Genomic DNA, 17447 nt, shown 5'->3' on the forward strand with positions numbered 1-17447 from the left:
CGTTTGACTACCCCGAAGCTGGCAGCATGCGGAAATATTTGCGTCTCGACAGCGAACTAACTAGTATGAGACGCAACCGCTCCCCGACGTTCGAGAACAGGCAGGCGGCTGGGAAACGGCTGGGAGAGGCGTTGTGCGAGCGGGATATCGAAGTCGACATCGTTCTCGCAATTCCACGTGGTGGACTGCCGGTGGGTCGTCCCGTTGCCGACGCGCTCGGTGTCCCGCTGGACATCGCGGTCGCAAAGAAGATTGGCGCACCGAACAACCCTGAGTACGCCATCGGCGCTGTCGCCGCCGATGGGACCGTGTGGCTCAATACCGATGTCATTGATCGACGAGAGATTCCTCGTGACTACGTTGCGAACACGCGAGCGGAGATGGCCGACGCCGCCAAGCAGAAAGCCCAGCGCTACCGTGACCCGGAGGCATCGCCGTCGCTTACGGGCAAGCGGGTGTGCCTCGTCGACGATGGCGTGGCGACGGGTGCGACGGCGCGGGCCTGCATCGAGCAGAGCCGACAGGCCGACCCCGAACGACTGGTGCTCGCGGTACCGGTCGCCTCGCCGCGGGCGATGTCGGACCTCGAAGCGCTGGTCGACGAGGTGATCTGTCTGGAGGTTCCGTCGGAGTTCCGCGCCGTCGGCCAGTACTACGAGCAGTTCGAGCAGGTCTCCGACGAGGCTGCGATGTCGTATCTGGCCGAGGAGTGATTCAGCGCTCTATTCTGGATTCGGGTCGGACGGTTTCGGTTTCCGTCTCGCCGATGGGGGTAAAGTCGCCACTGGACTTGATAATCGAGAGCGCCGTCATGATATCTGTCCGGGTGAGCAGCCCCTCGAAGGAGTCGTCCTCGTCAGTGACGAGCAAGCGACCGACGGAGTTCTGCTGAAGTGAAGTCAGCGCGTCCATCACGTCGGTGTCCGGGCTGATCGTGATGATCTCCGTCGTCATCACGTCGCCGACGGTGTAGGCATCGCGCTCGACCTCCTGAACGGCGCGGGCGTCTTCGAGCGTCACGAGGCCGACGACCTCGCCGCCACGTTCGACCGGGTAACCGGTGTGGCGCTCCTTGAACATCGTCTGGATGAGCTCACGGACAGACATGTCTTCGGGGACCGACGTCACGTGGTCTGCCGGCGTCATCACGTCCGCGACGGTGACGCCCTCGAACGCGGCCCGCATCGAGGTCTGGCGGGACTCGCCCGCTGCGCCGATGTAGATGAAGAAGGCCAGGCCGGCGAGGAAGATATTTCCGAGGACGAAGATTCCAAACAGGCCGAGGAAGACGGCGAATATCTTCCCGACCTCGGCGGCGAGTGTCGTCGCTCGGGCGTAGGATCGCCGGCGGGCGAGCAGTGCACGCAGAACGCGACCGCCGTCCATCGGGAACCCGGGGAGCATGTTGAACGCCGCCAGCGCGATATTCATCAACGCGAGATAGCCGAGGATGAACCGGACCGATTCGATCGACGTCGCCGCGCCGCTCGGGAGAATCTGGAACACGACAAAACAGACACCGCCGACGGCGATACTGACGATGGGGCCGGCGATGGCGATGACCAGCTCCTGTTTCCAGTCTTCGGGCATCTCGCTGAGCTGGGCGATGCCGCCGAACAGCCAGAGCGTGATGGAGTCAATGGGGAAGCCATAGCGGATGGCCACGAGGGAGTGGCCGAGTTCGTGGAGGACGACGCCGGTGAACAGGCCGACGGCCGCACCGATGCCGAGGACCCAGACGAGCGCGCCGTCTGTGAGGACGGCTGCATCCAGCCCGGCGTTCAGTGTCCCATTCAACAGCTCGGTCGTCTGTTCGATCTGTGTCCCGATAATCCAGGCGAACAGCGGCAACACGAGGAGAAACGTCAGATCCAACTGGATGGGGATTCCGAATGCGCTTCCGATACGAAACCGTCGCATATCGAGGAGTTGACGCGGGACGGTCTTAAGCCCCCTTGGCGGGACTGTCGCAGTCACCGCCGTCGGTACGCCTTTGCGGTGCGCCCGCGATGGACCGCACATGAGCGACCCACTGATTCGGCGGACCGAGGACATCGAGTACGAGCCCGTCGACGCCGCTGACGGACTGGAAAAGGGCGTTCTCATCGGCGAGGAGAACGGCGGCGGCAATCTTGCCATCCGTCGTTTCACCCTCGCCCCCGGCGGTAGCGTGCCGAAACACACCAACGGCATCGAACACGAGCAGTATGTCCTTTCCGGACGGTACACCGTCGGCATCGAGGGCGAGGAGTACGACGTCGAGGCGGGCGACAGCCTCCACATCCCCGCCGGTGCTGTCCACTGGTACCGTAACGACGGTGACGAACCGGGCGCGTTCCTCTGTGCGGTTCCCACCGGCGACGACGAAATTACGCTACAAGGCTAATTTGTAGTAGTGGCGTCGCATCTTAGCGCCGTAAGGCACCTGAGGTCAGATACATTGCTAATGGGGCACTTGCTCCACAAGCATACGTCCCGGTGAACGCCTTGTAACAAAATAACCGAATTCGATCAATTACTCTTCAAAGACCTTGGTCAGATATGTCTGAGAATAATCGGCTGGCCCCATTCGGACGCGGCGCAGAATCAAGTACAGCGGCGCGGTGAACACAGTGCTAATAATAACCGACCCGATGACCCATAGCGGCCATAGCGGCTGATAGTATGCGTTGGCTCCTTTCAGCGACTGAGCATCGTCGTAGAACGCCTTTATTGAACCGATGGCGGTCAGGAGCGCCGCAAACGAGACAGTCAGCAAGAAAATAATTGTAGCTTCTCTGAGGACGGGCAGTTTCAGTCCACCCAGCTTTACGATAAGTCCGGCTACTGGCGCTACGACCCACACAATCAGTGTGTGATACATATGCCACCGATACGCCGGCTTCTTCCGACCACGTTGTTCATGCGGACTCATGCTTTCATTGTCGTATTTTTCCATCTATACACGATTGAAGAATACAGTTACTTAGACTTACGGAAATGAAAAACCAACTCATTTTATAATTTGAAAGATAAAATTTGAGAGAATTAATTCTATTAGTAATTCGATAGCGCGCCGCTCAAAAGGATACTCGGTAGCGACGAACCGTACACAGTGTGTGCGAGCAGAGTCCGGCACAACTGCGGCGGACTGATGCAATAGTCGCCAACATTCTGAAATCACTGGTACGCTCCCTCGAAACAAGTCCGAACCGCTCAAGTAGCGCAGTCGCCTCTAGACGACTGTGTCACAGCAGGCCGCACAGGTAGAGACGCTGTTCCTCCACGAACACGGCGAGGAGTTCCGCGTCGCCGCCCACCGGGACGGCGAGCGGCTCTTCCACGGCATCCTCGAACTCAAGGAGACCGACGCTGGTCCCCGCCCGCGTCGCCTCCGCGTCAAGGACGGGACCAGCGAGGAGCTTCGCTCGCCCGACCAGTTCGTTGACCTCGCCCGCCGTGCGGCCCGCATTCGAATTTCAGAGCAGACCGCCCCGCTTGCGCGCGAGCGCATCCGCGAGATGCTCGACGCGTACCAGATCGAGGCTAAGGTTGTCCGGACCTGTCGGTTGTGTGCCTCCGACGGGCGCTACTCGCCGATTACCAGTGAGACAGCCATCGAGACCGACGACGAGACCATCTGTCCCGAGTGTGCTCGCCAGCAGCTTGATAGGGAACTCGCATTCAAAGGAAGTATCAGCGGCGACGCCCGTGACCGCCTCGAAGAACTGCTGCTGGAAGTGCAGGACCTCGATCGGGTGACGAACCTTCTGTCGGGCCAGCTGGACCCGGACCTGACGAAGTTCGACGAGATCTCGGCGACCGTCGACGAGGTCGACCCCGTTCGCGTCGACTCGCTTGACCTCCATCCCGGGATGCAACAGCACCTCGAATCGCGGTTCGATACACTGCTGCCGGTCCAGAGCCTCGCCGTCGAGCACGGGGCCACAGAGGGCCGCGACCAGTTGGTCGTGAGCGCAACGGCGACGGGGAAGACGCTCATCGGTGAGATGGCCGGCATCGACCGCGTCCTGAACAACAAGGGGACGATGCTGTTTCTCGTCCCGCTGGTCGCGCTCGCGAACCAGAAATACGAGCAGTTTCAGGACCGCTACGGCGACATGGTCGACGTGTCGCTGCGCGTTGGCGCGAGCCGCATTGCTGACGAAGGCGGGCGCTTCGACCCCGAAGCTGATGTCATCGTTGGGACCTATGAGGGGATCGACCACGCGCTCCGGACCGGCAAGGATCTCGGCACTGTCGGCACAGTCGTCATCGACGAGGTCCACACGCTCGGCGAGGACGAGCGGGGCCACCGGCTCGACGGACTGATTTCCAGACTCAAATACTACTGCGAGTCCGGTGGCGCGCCCGACAGCGGCGACACGCAGTGGATCTATCTCTCGGCGACGGTCGGCAACCCCGGCCAGCTGGCCGACCAGCTTCGAGCGACGCTCATCGAGTTTGAGGAGCGGCCGGTTCCAATCGAGCGCCACGTCACGTTCGCCGACGGCCGCGAGAAGATCGAGACCGAAAAGAAGCTCGTCAAGCGAGCGTTCGACAACAAATCCAGCAAGGGGTATCGCGGCCAGACCATCATCTTCACCAACTCCCGACGGCGCTGTCACCAGATCTCACGGAAACTGGAGTACAGTTCTGCGCCGTATCACGCCGGGCTGGACAACCGGAAGCGCCAGCGGGTCGAGCGGCAGTTCGCCGATCAGGACCTCGCGGCGGTCGTGACGACGGCGGCGCTGGCTGCTGGGGTCGACTTCCCCGCCTCGCAGGTCATCTTCGACTCGCTGGCGATGGGGATCGAGTGGCTCACCGTGCAGGAGTTCAGCCAGATGCTCGGCCGTGCCGGCCGCCCGGACTACCACGACAAGGGGACCGTCTACATGCTGGTCGAGCCTGACTGTTCGTACCACAACAGCATGGAGATGACCGAGGACGAGGTGGCGTTCAAGCTCCTGAAAGGCGAGATGGAGCCGGTCATCACCCGCTACGACGAGGGCGCGGCCGTCGAGGAGACGCTGGCGAACGTCACTGTCGCCGGCAAGCAAGCCAAGCGGCTCAACGACCGGATGGTCGGCGAGGTGCCGACGAAGCACGCGCTGGGGAAACTGCTCGAATACGAGTTCATCGACGGCCTCTCGCCGACGCCGCTCGGCCGGGCTGTGACGCGGCACTTCCTCGCACCCAACGAGGCGTTCCAGTTGCTCGACGGCATCCGTAAGGGCCAGCACCCCTACGAGATCGTCGCCGACATGGAACTGCGCGACGAGCACTGAGTCGCTTTTGCCCCGCAGACCTGTCGGCCGAGTATCCTTTCGGCGTACATTCTTGTAGCGGCACGCACTTCCGGTGTCCATGGGCCTGTTCGATACGATCCGTCGCGCCGTCGGTGGCGATGACTCGTCGACCGACGGGGACGAGCAGGCGGCCGGGGGCGACCCGCCGTCCGATGATGGGCCGGGACTCTTGGATACGGCGACGCTCGACCCGACGACGTTCCGGGAGTACGCCGAGCACGTCGTCGGCGGCGCGGACCCGCTGACGTTCGACCCCGACGCGCTCGCGCGCCTCGATACGGCCATTGAGGAGAGCTACGACGGCAGAACCGCGGGCGATGACGCGAGTGTGACGACCTACACTGAGAACACGGTTCGGTTCGGGAGCTATCTCGGTGAACTCCTCGTGCGAGCCTACGACGGCGAGTGGGTCCAGTCCGACGGTCGGTGGGGCGTCGCCGTTACCGGGCCGGACGACGAGGTGGCGGTCGCGGTGTTCGACGTGGCCGCCCGCTCGTTCGGCGACGAGCCGGTGTTTGCGGCTGTCGTGACGCGGCTGGAATCCGAACTGGCACTGGGTGGCATCCGGAGTCCCGAAGGCGACGGACCGGCAGACCTGGGGGCGGACGAAACCGACACCGACAGCGCCGTCTCCGAACCGACGCGGGTCGTTAGCCGCGTCGACGACGGACAGACTGACGAGCGCGGCGCGTCTCCCGAACCGGCGGCGACAGACGAGCGGGGTGAGACAACTGCCGCCGATACCGCTGGCTCCGATTCGTCCCAGGCTATCGAGACGGAGCCGACCCGAATCGTCCGGCGGATCGAATCCGAGTCGGAAACGGGCGACCGGTCGGACGACACTGACCCCACGCCTGTCGTCAGTGGGGGTACTGACGAGCCAGAGCACGAGGCTCCATCGGACAACGAAGCTGACGGCTCGACTGCCGATATCGGCGGGAACGCAGTTCCCGATACGACCGATTCAGCGACAGATGATGCCGACAGCGAGCCGCCGGCCGCTGAAACCGCCGGCGACGAATCGACTATCGGCGCAACCGACGCGGGGTCGACCACCGACACCGCCGTCGAGCAGCCGGCGGATGACATCGCTGCTGATCAAACAACGGCTGAAACACCGGTGACGGAGCCACCGCTCGACGCCTCTGCGGATGGATCGACTGCCGACACGACTGCTGCTGGCGAGACGACGGGCGATGATGCGGTCACGGCTGATGAAGAGATGACGGGCGATGATACGATTACGGCCGACGAAGCGGCCGCTTACATCGACGAGGCGGAGCCAACGGTCGACAGTGCCACAGCGGACCCTTCGAACGATGCGCCAGCGGCCGAGACTCCGGCCGAAGACTCGGCTGCCGACTCCCGCGACGAAGACGGAACCGGCGACAACACGCCCACGGGGGCAGCAACTGACACATCCGCCGACGAAGCAGCGACGGACACGGCCGACGCCGAGGATCTCGATGAATCGACGGACAGTGAATCGAATCCCGATAGCTCGCCGGATGCGTCGGCAGACGACGATTCAGACGCGGCGGGTTCCGAAACCGCGGTCGACGAGCCACTTGCAGACGCAGCTGATGCCGAGACGGTCGATGACGAGCCGGCAGCCGGTGCAGAATCCGACGCTAGGGAACTGTTTGATGACAGTGACACATCGGCCCCTGCCGAGGATGTCGAGGCGTCTGGTGCCACTGGTAATGCACCGTCACAGGACGTGACCACTGACGAGACGGCTGCGACAGCGGCCACCAACGAGAGTGAACTGTCCGCTTCCACTGACAGCGACCCGACCGCTGGCTCGACGGCCCGCTCGTGGGACCCCGGCACGGTCCGCGCGGAGCACGCCGATACCGCTGTCGAGTTCGCCGACTTCTGGGGCGAACACGACCTCGATTTCTCGCCGACCTCGCTGTCACGCCTCGACGACTTGGTCGACGCGGAGTGGGACGACGAGCGCTTCGCCGAAACGACGTTCGGGAGCGACGCGTCGTTCGACGACCGCGCGTTCACCAGTGTCGTGCGGGAACTCGGCGGCTACTTCGGCGAGGTACTCGTTCGGCAACTCGACGGCGAATGGAGCGATGAAACGGACCACGAAGCGGCCGTCGTCGTCGGCGGACCGGCCGGGCAGTTCGCCGTCCCCGTTTTCCAGGTCGCGATAACCTCGCTCAGAAAACAGGCGGTGTTCGGACGGAGCTACGACGCCCTGCTCGAAGACCTGGGTCGTGACGGCCCGACGCGGTGAGCGACGCGACTCCGGCCGGGTTCCTCGCTGTTGCTAGTCAGACAGGGGTATGACCGACGTGCTCCCACATTCGGGACACTCGTCGTGGTCTGTGTAGAGGAGCGTATCACACTCGATACACCGGTGGGTGGCTTCGTCGTCGGTCGCGTTTCCGACCTCCTGTTTCAGCTCCTCGACTTTTCGACCGAGATCGTTGAAAAGGCTCATTGTGACCAATTCGGCCCGGACAGGGATAAACGTCGGCCGCCGGAGCAGGGTGTGAGCGGACGCCCACGCTCGCAAACGACCCATCCTTTTGTCACTGGCTCCGCAGGGGACAGACGTGTCGCTGCCACCTGTCACGCCGGGGATGTTGTTCGTGTTCGCGGTCATCGTCGCCGCGTTGGTGCTGTTTGCGACGGAGGCGCTGCCAGTCGACGTGACCGCTATCGCCGTCATGGTCGCGCTGATGCTGGCCGAGCCGGTGACGGTATTTGCGGCCGATGCCGGGCTGCTCGCCGAACCGGTGTACGTGTTACATCAGGCCGGCGATGGGATTTCGCCGCTGGATCGCGGGCTCTCGGGCTTTGCCTCGACAGCGACGATAACCGTGCTGGCGATGTTCATTCTCTCCGACGGCGTCCAGCGGACCGGCATCGTCCAGATCCTCGGCGCGAAAATCGCCTCCCTGACCGGGGATAGCGAAACGAAACAGCTCGGTGCGACCGTCGGGCTGGTCGCGCCTATCTCCGGGTTCATCAACAACACCGCTGCCGTCGCTATCCTCCTGCCGATGGTCACCGATATCGCGCACAAGGGGAAACTCTCACCATCGAAACTACTGCTGCCGCTGTCCTATGCCTCGATGTTCGGCGGGATGTTGACGCTCATCGGCACCTCGACAAACATCCTCGCCTCGCAACTCTCGGCGGAACTGATCGGCCACCCGTTCAGCATGTTCGAGTTCACCCAGCTCGGCATCATTGTGACCGTCATCGGAACGGTTTATCTCCTTACCGTCGGGCGCTATCTGATCCCGTCGCGTATCCCGGCTGAGGAGGATCTCACTGAGGAGTTCGAGATGGGTGAGTACCTGACCGAAGTTGTCGTCCGCGAAGACTCTCCGCTGATCGGCCAGACTGTCGAGGAGGCGCTCAGAGTCTCGGAGTTCGACGTGGACATCGTCCAGCTGGTCCGCGAGAAACGCACGTTCCTCGAACCGTTCGGCCAGAAAGCGATCCGAGCCGGTGACGTCTTCGCCGTTCGGACGGGCCGGGACACGCTCGTCGATCTCCTCGATGTCGAAGGGCTGGACGTGATTCCCGAGGTCGAGGTCGACGACGCGGAACTGGAAACCGCAACCGAGCGAAAGAACCTCGTCGAGGTCGTCGTCGCTCCCGGCTCCTCGCTCATCGGCGAGACGCTCGTCTCCACCAACTTCCGCCAGCGCTACGACGCGACCGTGCTGGCACTTCGCCACGGGCAGGAACTGTACCGCCAGCGGATGGACCACGTCAAACTCCGCATCGGCGATACGCTTCTGGTGCAGGCCACCCCCGACAGCATCGACCGCCTCAACCGCAACAACGACTTCATCGTCGCTCAGGAGGTCGAACGACCGGACTTCCGCCAGTCGAAGATCCCTGTCGCAATCGGCATCGTCGCCGCCGTCGTCGGTGTCGCGGCGCTGACCCCGATTCACATCGTCATTTCGGCGCTCGGGGGTGCGCTGGCGATGGTCCTCACCGGCTGTCTCCGCCCGCCAGAGCTGTACGACGCTGTCCAGTGGGACGTCGTCTTCCTGCTCGCCGGCGTCATCCCGCTGGGTGTCGCCTTGCAGGAGACCGGCGGCGCTGATCTGCTCGCGGAGCTGTTCGTCATGGGTGCCGGCAGCATCCTCACCGCCGGGGGCGGCCTCGCCGTCGTCCTCGGTCTGATGTATCTCGTCACGGCGCTGCTGACGAACATCATCTCGAACAACGCTTCCGTCGTCCTGATGATCCCGGTGGCTATCGAAACTGCCCAGCAACTGAACGCCAACGCCTTCGCCTTCGTCCTCGCCGTTACGTTCGCCGCATCGACGGCGTTCATGACGCCGGTCGGCTACCAGACGAACCTCCTCGTCTACGGCCCCGGTGGGTACCGATTCACCGACTATCTGAAGGTCGGTGCGCCGCTACAGGCCGTATTTGCTGTCGCGACGACGCTCGGCATCGCGTATTTCTGGGGCCTCGCTCCCGCATGACACGGCCGCCTTGCAACGAAACGCTTTACACGCTGTCGAGTCGAGAAGGTAGTACGGGATCGTGGGGTAGCTTGGTAACCTTCGGGCCTTGGGTGCCCGCGCCCCTAGTTCAAATCTGGGCGATCCCATACCTGCGATACCGAAAGCGACCTTTTTGTCGCCTTTACCGCTAACTTTCCAGCGCCCTGTTCTGGCAGTCCCTTACTGCCATCGCTGCTCATACTCGTAGCCACGGCCAGGCCTCGCCACCATCTCCGTAGCGAATCCCCGGGCGACACTGCGAAAAGAATCCATCACGAAATCGCATCGCGCTAGTCGCCAGTCCGATCAGGGGCGAACGCGCGGTGTGTTTATCGCTGGCTGTCGGTATCGCTGTGGTCGTCTGCGCTGCCGCTGGTGTCGAACTGATCGACAGTCTCGGCCAGCGAGTCGGCACGATCACGGAGTTCGTCCGCGCTCTGAGCGATTTCAGCGACGGACGCGGACTGCTCCTCGGCGGCTGCCGATACCTGCTCGGCGTCCTCCGTCACGTTCTGACTGATCTCGGACACTCCGTCAACGCGGTGGACAACGCTCTGCGTCGCGTCGGCTTGGTCCTCGGTCGCGTCCGCAATCTCCTGAATACCGTCGTTGGCGTTCTCGATCGCGTCGACGGTATCCTCGATCGCGTCGGCAGCCTCGCGGACAGTCTCGACACCGGTGTCGATGTGGTCGCTGGTCGCGCGGATGTCCGTGACAGTCTCGTCGGTCTCCGTCTGTACGGCGGCGATTTCGGCTTCTATCTCTGCTGCCGCCTGTTTCGTCTCCTCTGCGAGGCTCTTGACCTCGTCGGCGACAACAGCGAAGCCCTCGCCGTCCTTGTCTGCGCGGGCGGCCTCGATGTTGGCGTTCAGGGCGAGCATGTTCGTCTGCTCGGCGATATCCGAGATGAAGTCGACGATCTCGCCGATGTCGTCCATGCGCTCCTGCAGCGCGAGAATCTGGTCGACCGCGTCTGCCGACCGGGACTCGATTTCCGCCATGTCGTCAATGGCCGACTCGGCGGCCTCCCGGCCCGTTTCGCCACGGTCGACAGCTTCTCTGGCCGTCTCTGCGACTGTCGTCGACGACGCTGCGACCTCCTCGATGCTCGCCGATAGCTCGTCCATCTCGGCGGCGGCCTCCTCGAGATCGTCGTGCTGTCTGATAGCGCCGTCCGCGATCTCCTGTATGCGGTCGCTGACGGTCTGGCTCGTCGTCTCGATTTCTTCGGCCCCAGTCGCGACCTCGATCGTGGCATTCGCGACTTCATCGGCGAACGCCGCGACTTCGCTGACGGTGGCTTCGAGCCCGTCGAGCATCGCGTTGAACTCGACTGCGACTTCTCGCATCGCCGTCTCCTCCGCGTCCTCATCGAGTCGCTTCGTGAGGTCACCGTCAGCGATCTCTTGCATCACCGCACTGTACTCGGCGGCGCGCTCCTGCAGGCGCTGGCTGGCTTCCTCTGCCTCTGCTCGTGCGTCCTCCGCTTCCGTACGCAGTTCTTCGGCTTCCGACCGCGCCGCCTTCGCTTCCTCGACTGCCTCCTCCGCTTCCTGAATGCGGTTCTGGAGAGAGATCCGCATATCGTCGAACGTCCCGTAGAGGCGGCCGATTTCGTCGGCGCGGTTCGTCGAGAGGTCGACATCGAAGTCGCCGGCCTCGATGCGTTCAGCACGGTCCCGCAACTGCTTCAGCGGATCGACCGTGCGTTTCCCGAGTACGAGGCCGACAGCCGACAACGAAACGAGCGCCAGCAGGACAAGCAGTCCGACCGTCTGTCCGACCGTGTCACGGACACTGAACGCCTGTGCCGTGTCCAGGCTCGTCACCGTGACCCAGTTGGTGGTCGGGACGGGCGCGAACGCGTACACGCGACCATCGGACACCGCTGTCACCGGCGCTGCAGTACCGTTCGCATCGCGGATCGCCGCGAGGCTCCCGCTGTGGGTGTCAGCATCGAACTCGCGGTCGATGTTCAGTACCGTCTCGTCGTTGGTGTTCAGAATCGTGGTTTCCTTCGTCGAATTTGTATCGCTGAGCCGGTCGACCTGACTCTGGATGCGTGTGACGACGACGAGGTGCGAGCCGTCGCGCTTCGGGACCGAGCTAGCGAACGCCATCACGGGTTCGTCGTTGAGGACCGGTGAGCGGTACGACCGACTACTCGACCAGACCTGTGTGTTGTTCCCGGGTCCCTCCGGCACTTCCGCGTTCGTCCACGGGGCGTCAAGTTCGGACAGCGACCGCCCCTCAAGTGGGAGTTCCGTGCTGGCGACCACCTCGCCACGCGTGTCGTTTACGAGATGCATACTGACAACATCGTCAGGCAGTAGCTGGTCCTGCAGCAGGATATACGCCGCAGCGCGCCGGTCGCTCCGGAGCGGTTCACCTTGCGAAATGGATCGTGTGTGCGTGCGTTGCTGTTCAACCCACGAGCCGATAGAGTCCCCCTCCAGCTGACTGGTCTCGGCGAGCTGTTCGGTCGTCTGTTGTTCGACTGCCGTGGATGTCGCCTGAAACGTGAACGCGCCAGCGCCCGCGATGACGAGCGACACGGCGAGGAACGCAACAGCGAACTTCGCAGCGAACCGCTGCCGGACGAACTCGGGGGCGACCCGATCAAGTGCACTCGCCAGTCCGTCGAGTGGACCGCCCGCCATCAGGCACCACCCGTGCTGGAGCGCTCAGTGGGAACGACGATGTCGCCGGCGGCGATCTGCTCCCGTGACGTCGACAGCGCCTCCCTGACGTCGTCGGGAATCGCCGGCTCGAGAGAGGTGCCATAGACGATGCCGACGCCGTCACTGTCCAGCCCGAGAGAGACCACCTCACCAGTGGGAAGGCTGTCCGCGACCGTCGCTGTTGCCGCGTCGTAGACTGCGACGTTTACTCGCTTGACCATGCTCGCGAGCACGACGTCCGCGTACCGGGGGTTACTCCGGGACTGGTCCGAGTCTACCCCAATAGCGTATCGCCCGTGGGCCTGTGCGGCCTGGAAGATGCCAACACCTGCGCCACCCGCCGCGTGGTAGACGATGTCTGCTCCGTCGTCGTACATCCCGGCTGCGATGTCGCGGGCACCTTGCACGTCGTCGAAGTTCCCGAGGTACTCCGTGAGGACATCGACGTCCGCGTTCGCGTGTGCGACACCGGTCTTGAAGCCGGCCTCGAATTTGTGGATGAGCGGCTGGTCGACACCACCGACGAACCCGACAGTCGTCTCTTTCGGGTTCGTCGCACCCGCACCGAGGTTGACGTCTCTGGTCGTGAGCAGCCCGGCGAGGTTCCCGGCCTGAAACGACCCTTCGTGCTCGCGGAACACGTAACTCGCCACGTTGTCGTCGTCCACGACGGAATCGACGATCATGAACTGCTGGTCCGTGTACTCCGATGCGACCTCAGACAGCCCCTCCGCCTGCAGGAATCCGATACAACAGACTAGGTCGTACGACGGATTCGTCGAACTCGCTAGTTCGGCCTGTACCTCGGCGAATCCGGGGACACTCTTTGGCTCATGGTTCGTGTACTCGACCCCGTCATCGAGGCGTGCGCGCTGAATGCCACGATTCGCTGCATCGTTGAATGAGCGGTCATCGAGCCCGCCCAGCGCATACACCATCCCGACAGTCGCCGCGGCATCGCTCTCGTCGATGCCGCTAGCGGTCGCTTGCTGGCTATCGCTCGGACCCTCATCTCCTTCTCCGCTCCCAACGAAATTCTCGAAGCGGCCTGCACAACCGGCGAGTGCCGCGGTCGCGGCCGCGCCGCCGCTGGCGAGAAGCCGACGTCTTGTGATATTTTGCTCGCGCACGGGTATTCTATTCCGAGTAAACCAACATACCAGCAAAAATCACTGGACCCAATTCTCGACACTGATACTGATATCCCTCCGTCCCTCCTCATTTCAGTTCCACCCCGGTTTGCGAACCTTCTTAGGCCAGTGGGCATAACCACTGTCCACTCAAATGGCGACCGCCGAGAACACCGAACTCATCGACCGCTTCGAGGAGTTCTACCGCAACTACTACCGCAACGAGATCGGTGAGCTCGCCCAGAAATACCCCAACGACCAGAAATCGCTGTATATCGACTGGGACGATCTCTATCGCTTCGACCCGGATCTGGCCGACGACTACCGAACCAAGCCCGAGCAGATTCAGGAGTACGCCGAGGAGGCGCTTCGACTGTACGATCTTCCGGTCGATGTCTCGCTTGGACAGGCCCACGTCCGCGTCCGGAACCTCCCCGAATCCGAGGACATCCGCGACCTGCGCCACGAACACCACGGGAACCTCGTCGCCGTCCGTGGGATCATCCGGAAAGCGACCGATGTGCGTCCGAAAGTCATCGAGGCAGCCTTCGAGTGCCAGCGCTGTGGGACGCTCACGCGTATTCCACAGACCGCCGGCGACTTTCAGGAACCGCACGACTGCCAGGGCTGTGAACGGCAAGGGCCGTTCCGGCTCAACACCGACCAGTCCCAGTTCATCGACGCGCAGAAGCTCCGAGTGCAGGAATCTCCTGAGGGACTGCGTGGCGGGGAGACGCCCCAGTCAATCGACATCAACATCGAGGACGACATCACGGGCCACGTCACCGCCGGTGACCACGTCCGCGTGACCGGCATCCTCAAACTCGACCAGCGGGGCAACGACAACGAGAAGTCCCCGATGTTCGACATCTACATGGAGGGCGTCAGCGTCGAAATCGAGGACGAGCAGTTCGAGGACATGGAGATCACCGATGCCGACAAGAAGGAGATCGTCGAACTCTCCAACGAATCCGATATCTACGACAAGATGGTCGGGGCCATTGCCCCCTCTATCTACGGCTACGAGAAAGAGAAGCTCGCGATGATGCTCCAGCTCTTCTCCGGCGTGACGAAGGAGCTACCTGACGGCTCTCGAATACGTGGGGACCTCCATATGTTGCTGATAGGAGACCCGGGAACAGGGAAGAGCCAGATGCTATCATATATCGAGAATATTGCGCCCCGCTCTGTCTACACCTCCGGCAAAGGGTCATCGAGCGCGGGGCTTACCGCGGCCGCCGTTCGCGACGACTTCGGCGACGGCCAGCAGTGGACGCTGGAAGCGGGCGCGCTCGTGCTCGCTGATCAGGGTATCGCCGCTATCGACGAACTCGATAAGATGTCTCCCGAAGATCGTTCGGCAATGCACGAGGCGCTGGAACAGCAGCGTATCAGCGTCTCCAAGGCCGGTATTAACGCGACACTCAAATCCCGCTGTTCGCTGCTGGGCGCGGCCAACCCCAAGTACGGCCGCTTCGACCAGTACGAACCCATCGGTGAGCAGATAGACCTCGAACCGGCGCTCATCTCGCGGTTCGACCTCATCTTCACCGTGACGGACAAGCCCGACGAGGAGAAGGACCGCAACCTCGCCGAGCACATCATCCAGACCAACTACGCCGGCGAACTTCACACCCATCGGACGGAGAACCCGACCTCGAACTTCAGCGAGGAGGAGGTCGGCACCGTCACTGAGGAGGTCGCACCGACAATCGAACCGGACCTCCTCCGGAAGTACGTCGCCTACGCCAAGCGAAACTGCTTCCCGACGATGACCGAGGAGGCAAAGAGCCGTATCGAAGATTTCTACGTCGATCTGCGGATGAAGGGGCAGGACGAGGACGCACCGGTACCCGTTACTGCCCGGAAGCTGGAGGCGCTGGTCCGGCTTGCTGAAGCCTCTGCACGCATACGTCTCTCTGACACCGTCGACGAAGCCGACGCCGACCGGGCAGTCGACATCGCCCACTACTGCCTGAAGGAGATCGGTGTCGATCCCGAGACCGGCGAGTTCGACGCCGACGTGGTCGAGACCGGCCAGTCGAAGACCCAGCGCGACCGCATCCAGAACATCAAAGGCATCATCTCCGACATCGAGGACGAGTACGATGAGGGCGCACCCGCCGACGTAGTCATCGAACGCGCCGAAGAGGTCGGTATCGACGAGTCGAAGGCCGAACACGAAATTGACAAGCTGAAACAGAAAGGCGAGGTGTACGAGCCCCGGACGGATCACCTTCGGACGACCTGATATGGACCGTATCTCCGCACTCCGCAATATCGAGGAGGCGCTGGCCGAGTTCGAGGCCGGGTCGCGGTCGCTCAGTGACCTCGAACGGGACGTTCGCGGGACGCTCCGGACCTACGCGACTGAGTTCGAGGGCGACCTGCAGGCCTACCGAGCAAGCGGCGGGGCCGCCGTGGACGGACTCGTCGTCCTTGCGCCATCCGAGACAGCGGCTCGCGAGCGGGTTCGTGACCTCGTCGCGGATGCCGGCGAATTTACCGTTACAGTCGTCGAGTAAGGAATTTTCCAGCACCGTAGCCGCTGTCGGTGTAGCACATATCTCGTGCCAGTGCTGACTCTCGAACGCGATTGTCTCCCCTATCTTTCTTTCCGATTCCCATATGTATTCAGGCTAAAACACATTCAATTCAGTAAAATTTTATAGTAATTATAACAATGTCTACCCAGTGCTACTCGTCGTCACGTACTCTCGGGCAGCACGTAGAGACCTGCGGAACGTCTGTCGTGCCCACGAAGACTGTGTCGTTCGGCAGTTCGGGAGAGCAGCGTTGTTCTCCGGAACCGAGTTCGGGGCCTTTCAGGCGCTCCGGCTGCATGAGAAACACAGGCTCGACGTTCAGATCGAGCACGTCGAGCCGTTCGAACCGACAGATGTCCCGAAGCACGTCCGCGAGGCGGCCAAGCGGTACGAGGCACGCGAGGAACCGGCAACGCCCTACGAGCGGTTCGCGTCGGGACGTGACCTCCCGGAACCGGACCAACTCCGAGGCGTCGATCTGTGAAGCTCCGCGTCGCTGGAACCACGTACACGGGCGCTGTCGTCGACCTCCGAACCCGAAACGTCGGCGGTCGAACCATCGCCGCAAGCATCCGTGGACAGCGGCGTTTTCCGGTCGTGTCCTGCCCGGAGCCACCGGCCGTGTACGCGTACGTCGGACACGTCCACCCGTCGATGGGACTCCGAACGCGGACTGCACTCGCGGCTGCCGCCCGGTCACGGGGATACGAAACCCCGCAGGACGACGCTATCGCGGACCGCCGCGCTCAACTGGCCGAGCTTGAACCCCCGCCGCCGGAGCTACCGGACCCTGTCGACCCCGTCCCGGAGTCGACCATCGACGGCCTGCAGGAAGCGGTCGCGACCCACCGCGGTCGTCTCACCGCTCGGCAGGCGGTCGGTGCGGACGACGAAGCGGCACGGGCCGCTCTCCGGGACGCGGCGACGGAATTGAGCGAACGGGAGACTCGACGGACTGCCGCCAGAGAGACTCGCGAACTCCGCCGGGAGCGGGCACGCGCCTACCGGGACACGCTTGAGAAACAACGCCGACTTGCCGACGAACTGGCCAACCTCCGGCGGCGCGCACGGGCGACCCTCGTCGACCGATGCACCGAGACGTTCGCTCAGGCCATCGAAGCCGTTCCGGGGCCAGTTCCGGACAGCCCGCTCGACGCTGATCCAGTACCGGCCGCGCTGGGTGTACTCCGAGTCGCCAGAACGCCCGCACCGGTCGTCCTCGAAACGGATCGGTTCAGATCGCCGACGGCTGCATCTGACTGTCTCGACGCCCCTGTCGTCCGTTGCTGAGTTTTAAATCAGA

The 17447-nt window shown here is 63.0% G+C and carries 14 protein-coding genes and 1 tRNA gene; 10 read left to right on the forward strand and 5 right to left on the reverse strand.

The features are described from left to right. Positions 1–65: 65 nt before the first annotated feature. The gene (locus IEY38_RS04905; RefSeq protein ID WP_188975797.1) at positions 66–713 is read left to right on the forward strand and encodes a phosphoribosyltransferase; all 648 of its coding nucleotides are present in this window, start codon (positions 66–68) and stop codon (positions 711–713) included. Between the two features lies 1 nt (position 714). On the opposite strand, the gene IEY38_RS04910 is transcribed toward IEY38_RS04905, so the two are convergent. Beyond that, a complete protein-coding gene (locus tag IEY38_RS04910; protein ID WP_188975799.1) occupies positions 715–1920 on the reverse strand; it encodes a CBS domain-containing protein in 1206 nt (401 codons plus the stop codon). 100 nt (positions 1921–2020) lie between these two features. On the opposite strand from IEY38_RS04910, the gene IEY38_RS04915 reads away from it, so the two are divergent. Continuing rightward, entirely contained in the window at positions 2021–2386 is a 366-nt protein-coding gene (locus IEY38_RS04915) for a cupin domain-containing protein (protein ID WP_188975801.1), read from the forward strand. Between the two features lie 129 nt (positions 2387–2515). Here IEY38_RS04915 and IEY38_RS04920 read toward each other — a convergent pair whose 3' ends face one another. Next, entirely contained in the window at positions 2516–2938 is a 423-nt protein-coding gene (locus IEY38_RS04920) for a hypothetical protein (protein ID WP_170096557.1), read from the reverse strand. 286 nt (positions 2939–3224) lie between these two features. Between IEY38_RS04920 and IEY38_RS04925 the strand changes: the two genes are divergently transcribed. Both IEY38_RS04925 and IEY38_RS04930 read left to right on the forward strand, forming a co-directional pair. Continuing rightward, positions 3225–5270 carry a DEAD/DEAH box helicase gene (locus IEY38_RS04925; protein WP_188975803.1) on the forward strand — a complete coding sequence of 682 codons (2046 nt, stop codon included), beginning with the start codon at positions 3225–3227 and terminating at the stop codon, positions 5268–5270. 79 nt (positions 5271–5349) lie between these two features. After that, complete coding sequence (locus tag IEY38_RS04930) at positions 5350–7542, forward strand: midas domain-containing protein (protein WP_188975805.1); 2193 nt, start codon at positions 5350–5352, stop codon at positions 7540–7542. Between the two features lie 33 nt (positions 7543–7575). On the opposite strand, the gene IEY38_RS04935 is transcribed toward IEY38_RS04930, so the two are convergent. Further along, the gene (locus IEY38_RS04935) at positions 7576–7749 is read right to left on the reverse strand and encodes a glycyl radical enzyme family protein (protein WP_005536738.1); all 174 of its coding nucleotides are present in this window, start codon (positions 7747–7749) and stop codon (positions 7576–7578) included. A gap of 142 nt (positions 7750–7891) precedes the next feature. Between IEY38_RS04935 and IEY38_RS04940 the strand changes: the two genes are divergently transcribed. Together IEY38_RS04940 and IEY38_RS04945 are read left to right on the forward strand one after the other, a co-directional pair. Beyond that, positions 7892–9766, forward strand: a complete 1875-nt coding sequence (locus IEY38_RS04940; protein WP_188976145.1) for an SLC13 family permease — start codon at positions 7892–7894, stop codon at positions 9764–9766. Positions 9767–9821: 55 nt separating this feature from the next. After that, positions 9822–9894 (forward strand) — tRNA-Pro (locus tag IEY38_RS04945). Positions 9895–10116: 222 nt separating this feature from the next. On the opposite strand, the gene IEY38_RS04950 is transcribed toward IEY38_RS04945, so the two are convergent. Both IEY38_RS04950 and IEY38_RS04955 read right to left on the reverse strand, forming a co-directional pair. Next, a complete protein-coding gene (locus tag IEY38_RS04950; RefSeq protein ID WP_188975807.1) occupies positions 10117–12447 on the reverse strand; it encodes a methyl-accepting chemotaxis protein in 2331 nt (776 codons plus the stop codon). Then, complete coding sequence (locus IEY38_RS04955) at positions 12447–13598, reverse strand: BMP family lipoprotein (RefSeq protein WP_188975809.1); 1152 nt, start codon at positions 13596–13598, stop codon at positions 12447–12449. Before IEY38_RS04955 ends, IEY38_RS04950 begins: the two co-directional genes overlap by 1 nt. Positions 13599–13752: 154 nt before the next feature. On the opposite strand from IEY38_RS04955, the gene IEY38_RS04960 reads away from it, so the two are divergent. From IEY38_RS04960 to IEY38_RS04975, 4 genes are all read left to right on the forward strand, one after another. Beyond that, positions 13753–15849: a minichromosome maintenance protein MCM gene (locus IEY38_RS04960; RefSeq protein ID WP_005536734.1), complete on the forward strand. Its 2097-nt coding sequence runs from the start codon at positions 13753–13755 to the stop codon at positions 15847–15849. A gap of 1 nt (position 15850) precedes the next feature. Then, a complete protein-coding gene (locus IEY38_RS04965) occupies positions 15851–16123 on the forward strand; it encodes a DUF7854 family protein (RefSeq protein ID WP_188975811.1) in 273 nt (90 codons plus the stop codon). A gap of 169 nt (positions 16124–16292) precedes the next feature. Then, on the forward strand, positions 16293–16628 hold the full coding sequence (locus IEY38_RS04970) for a DUF7855 family protein (protein ID WP_188975813.1): 336 nt from the start codon (positions 16293–16295) through the stop codon (positions 16626–16628). Beyond that, positions 16625–17434, forward strand: a complete 810-nt coding sequence (locus IEY38_RS04975; RefSeq protein ID WP_188975815.1) for a DUF7856 family protein — start codon at positions 16625–16627, stop codon at positions 17432–17434. Before IEY38_RS04970 ends, IEY38_RS04975 begins: the two co-directional genes overlap by 4 nt. Positions 17435–17447: the final 13 nt, after the last annotated feature.

This window comes from Haloarcula sebkhae, assembly GCF_014647415.1.
Taxonomy (GTDB): domain Archaea; phylum Halobacteriota; class Halobacteria; order Halobacteriales; family Haloarculaceae; genus Haloarcula; species Haloarcula sebkhae.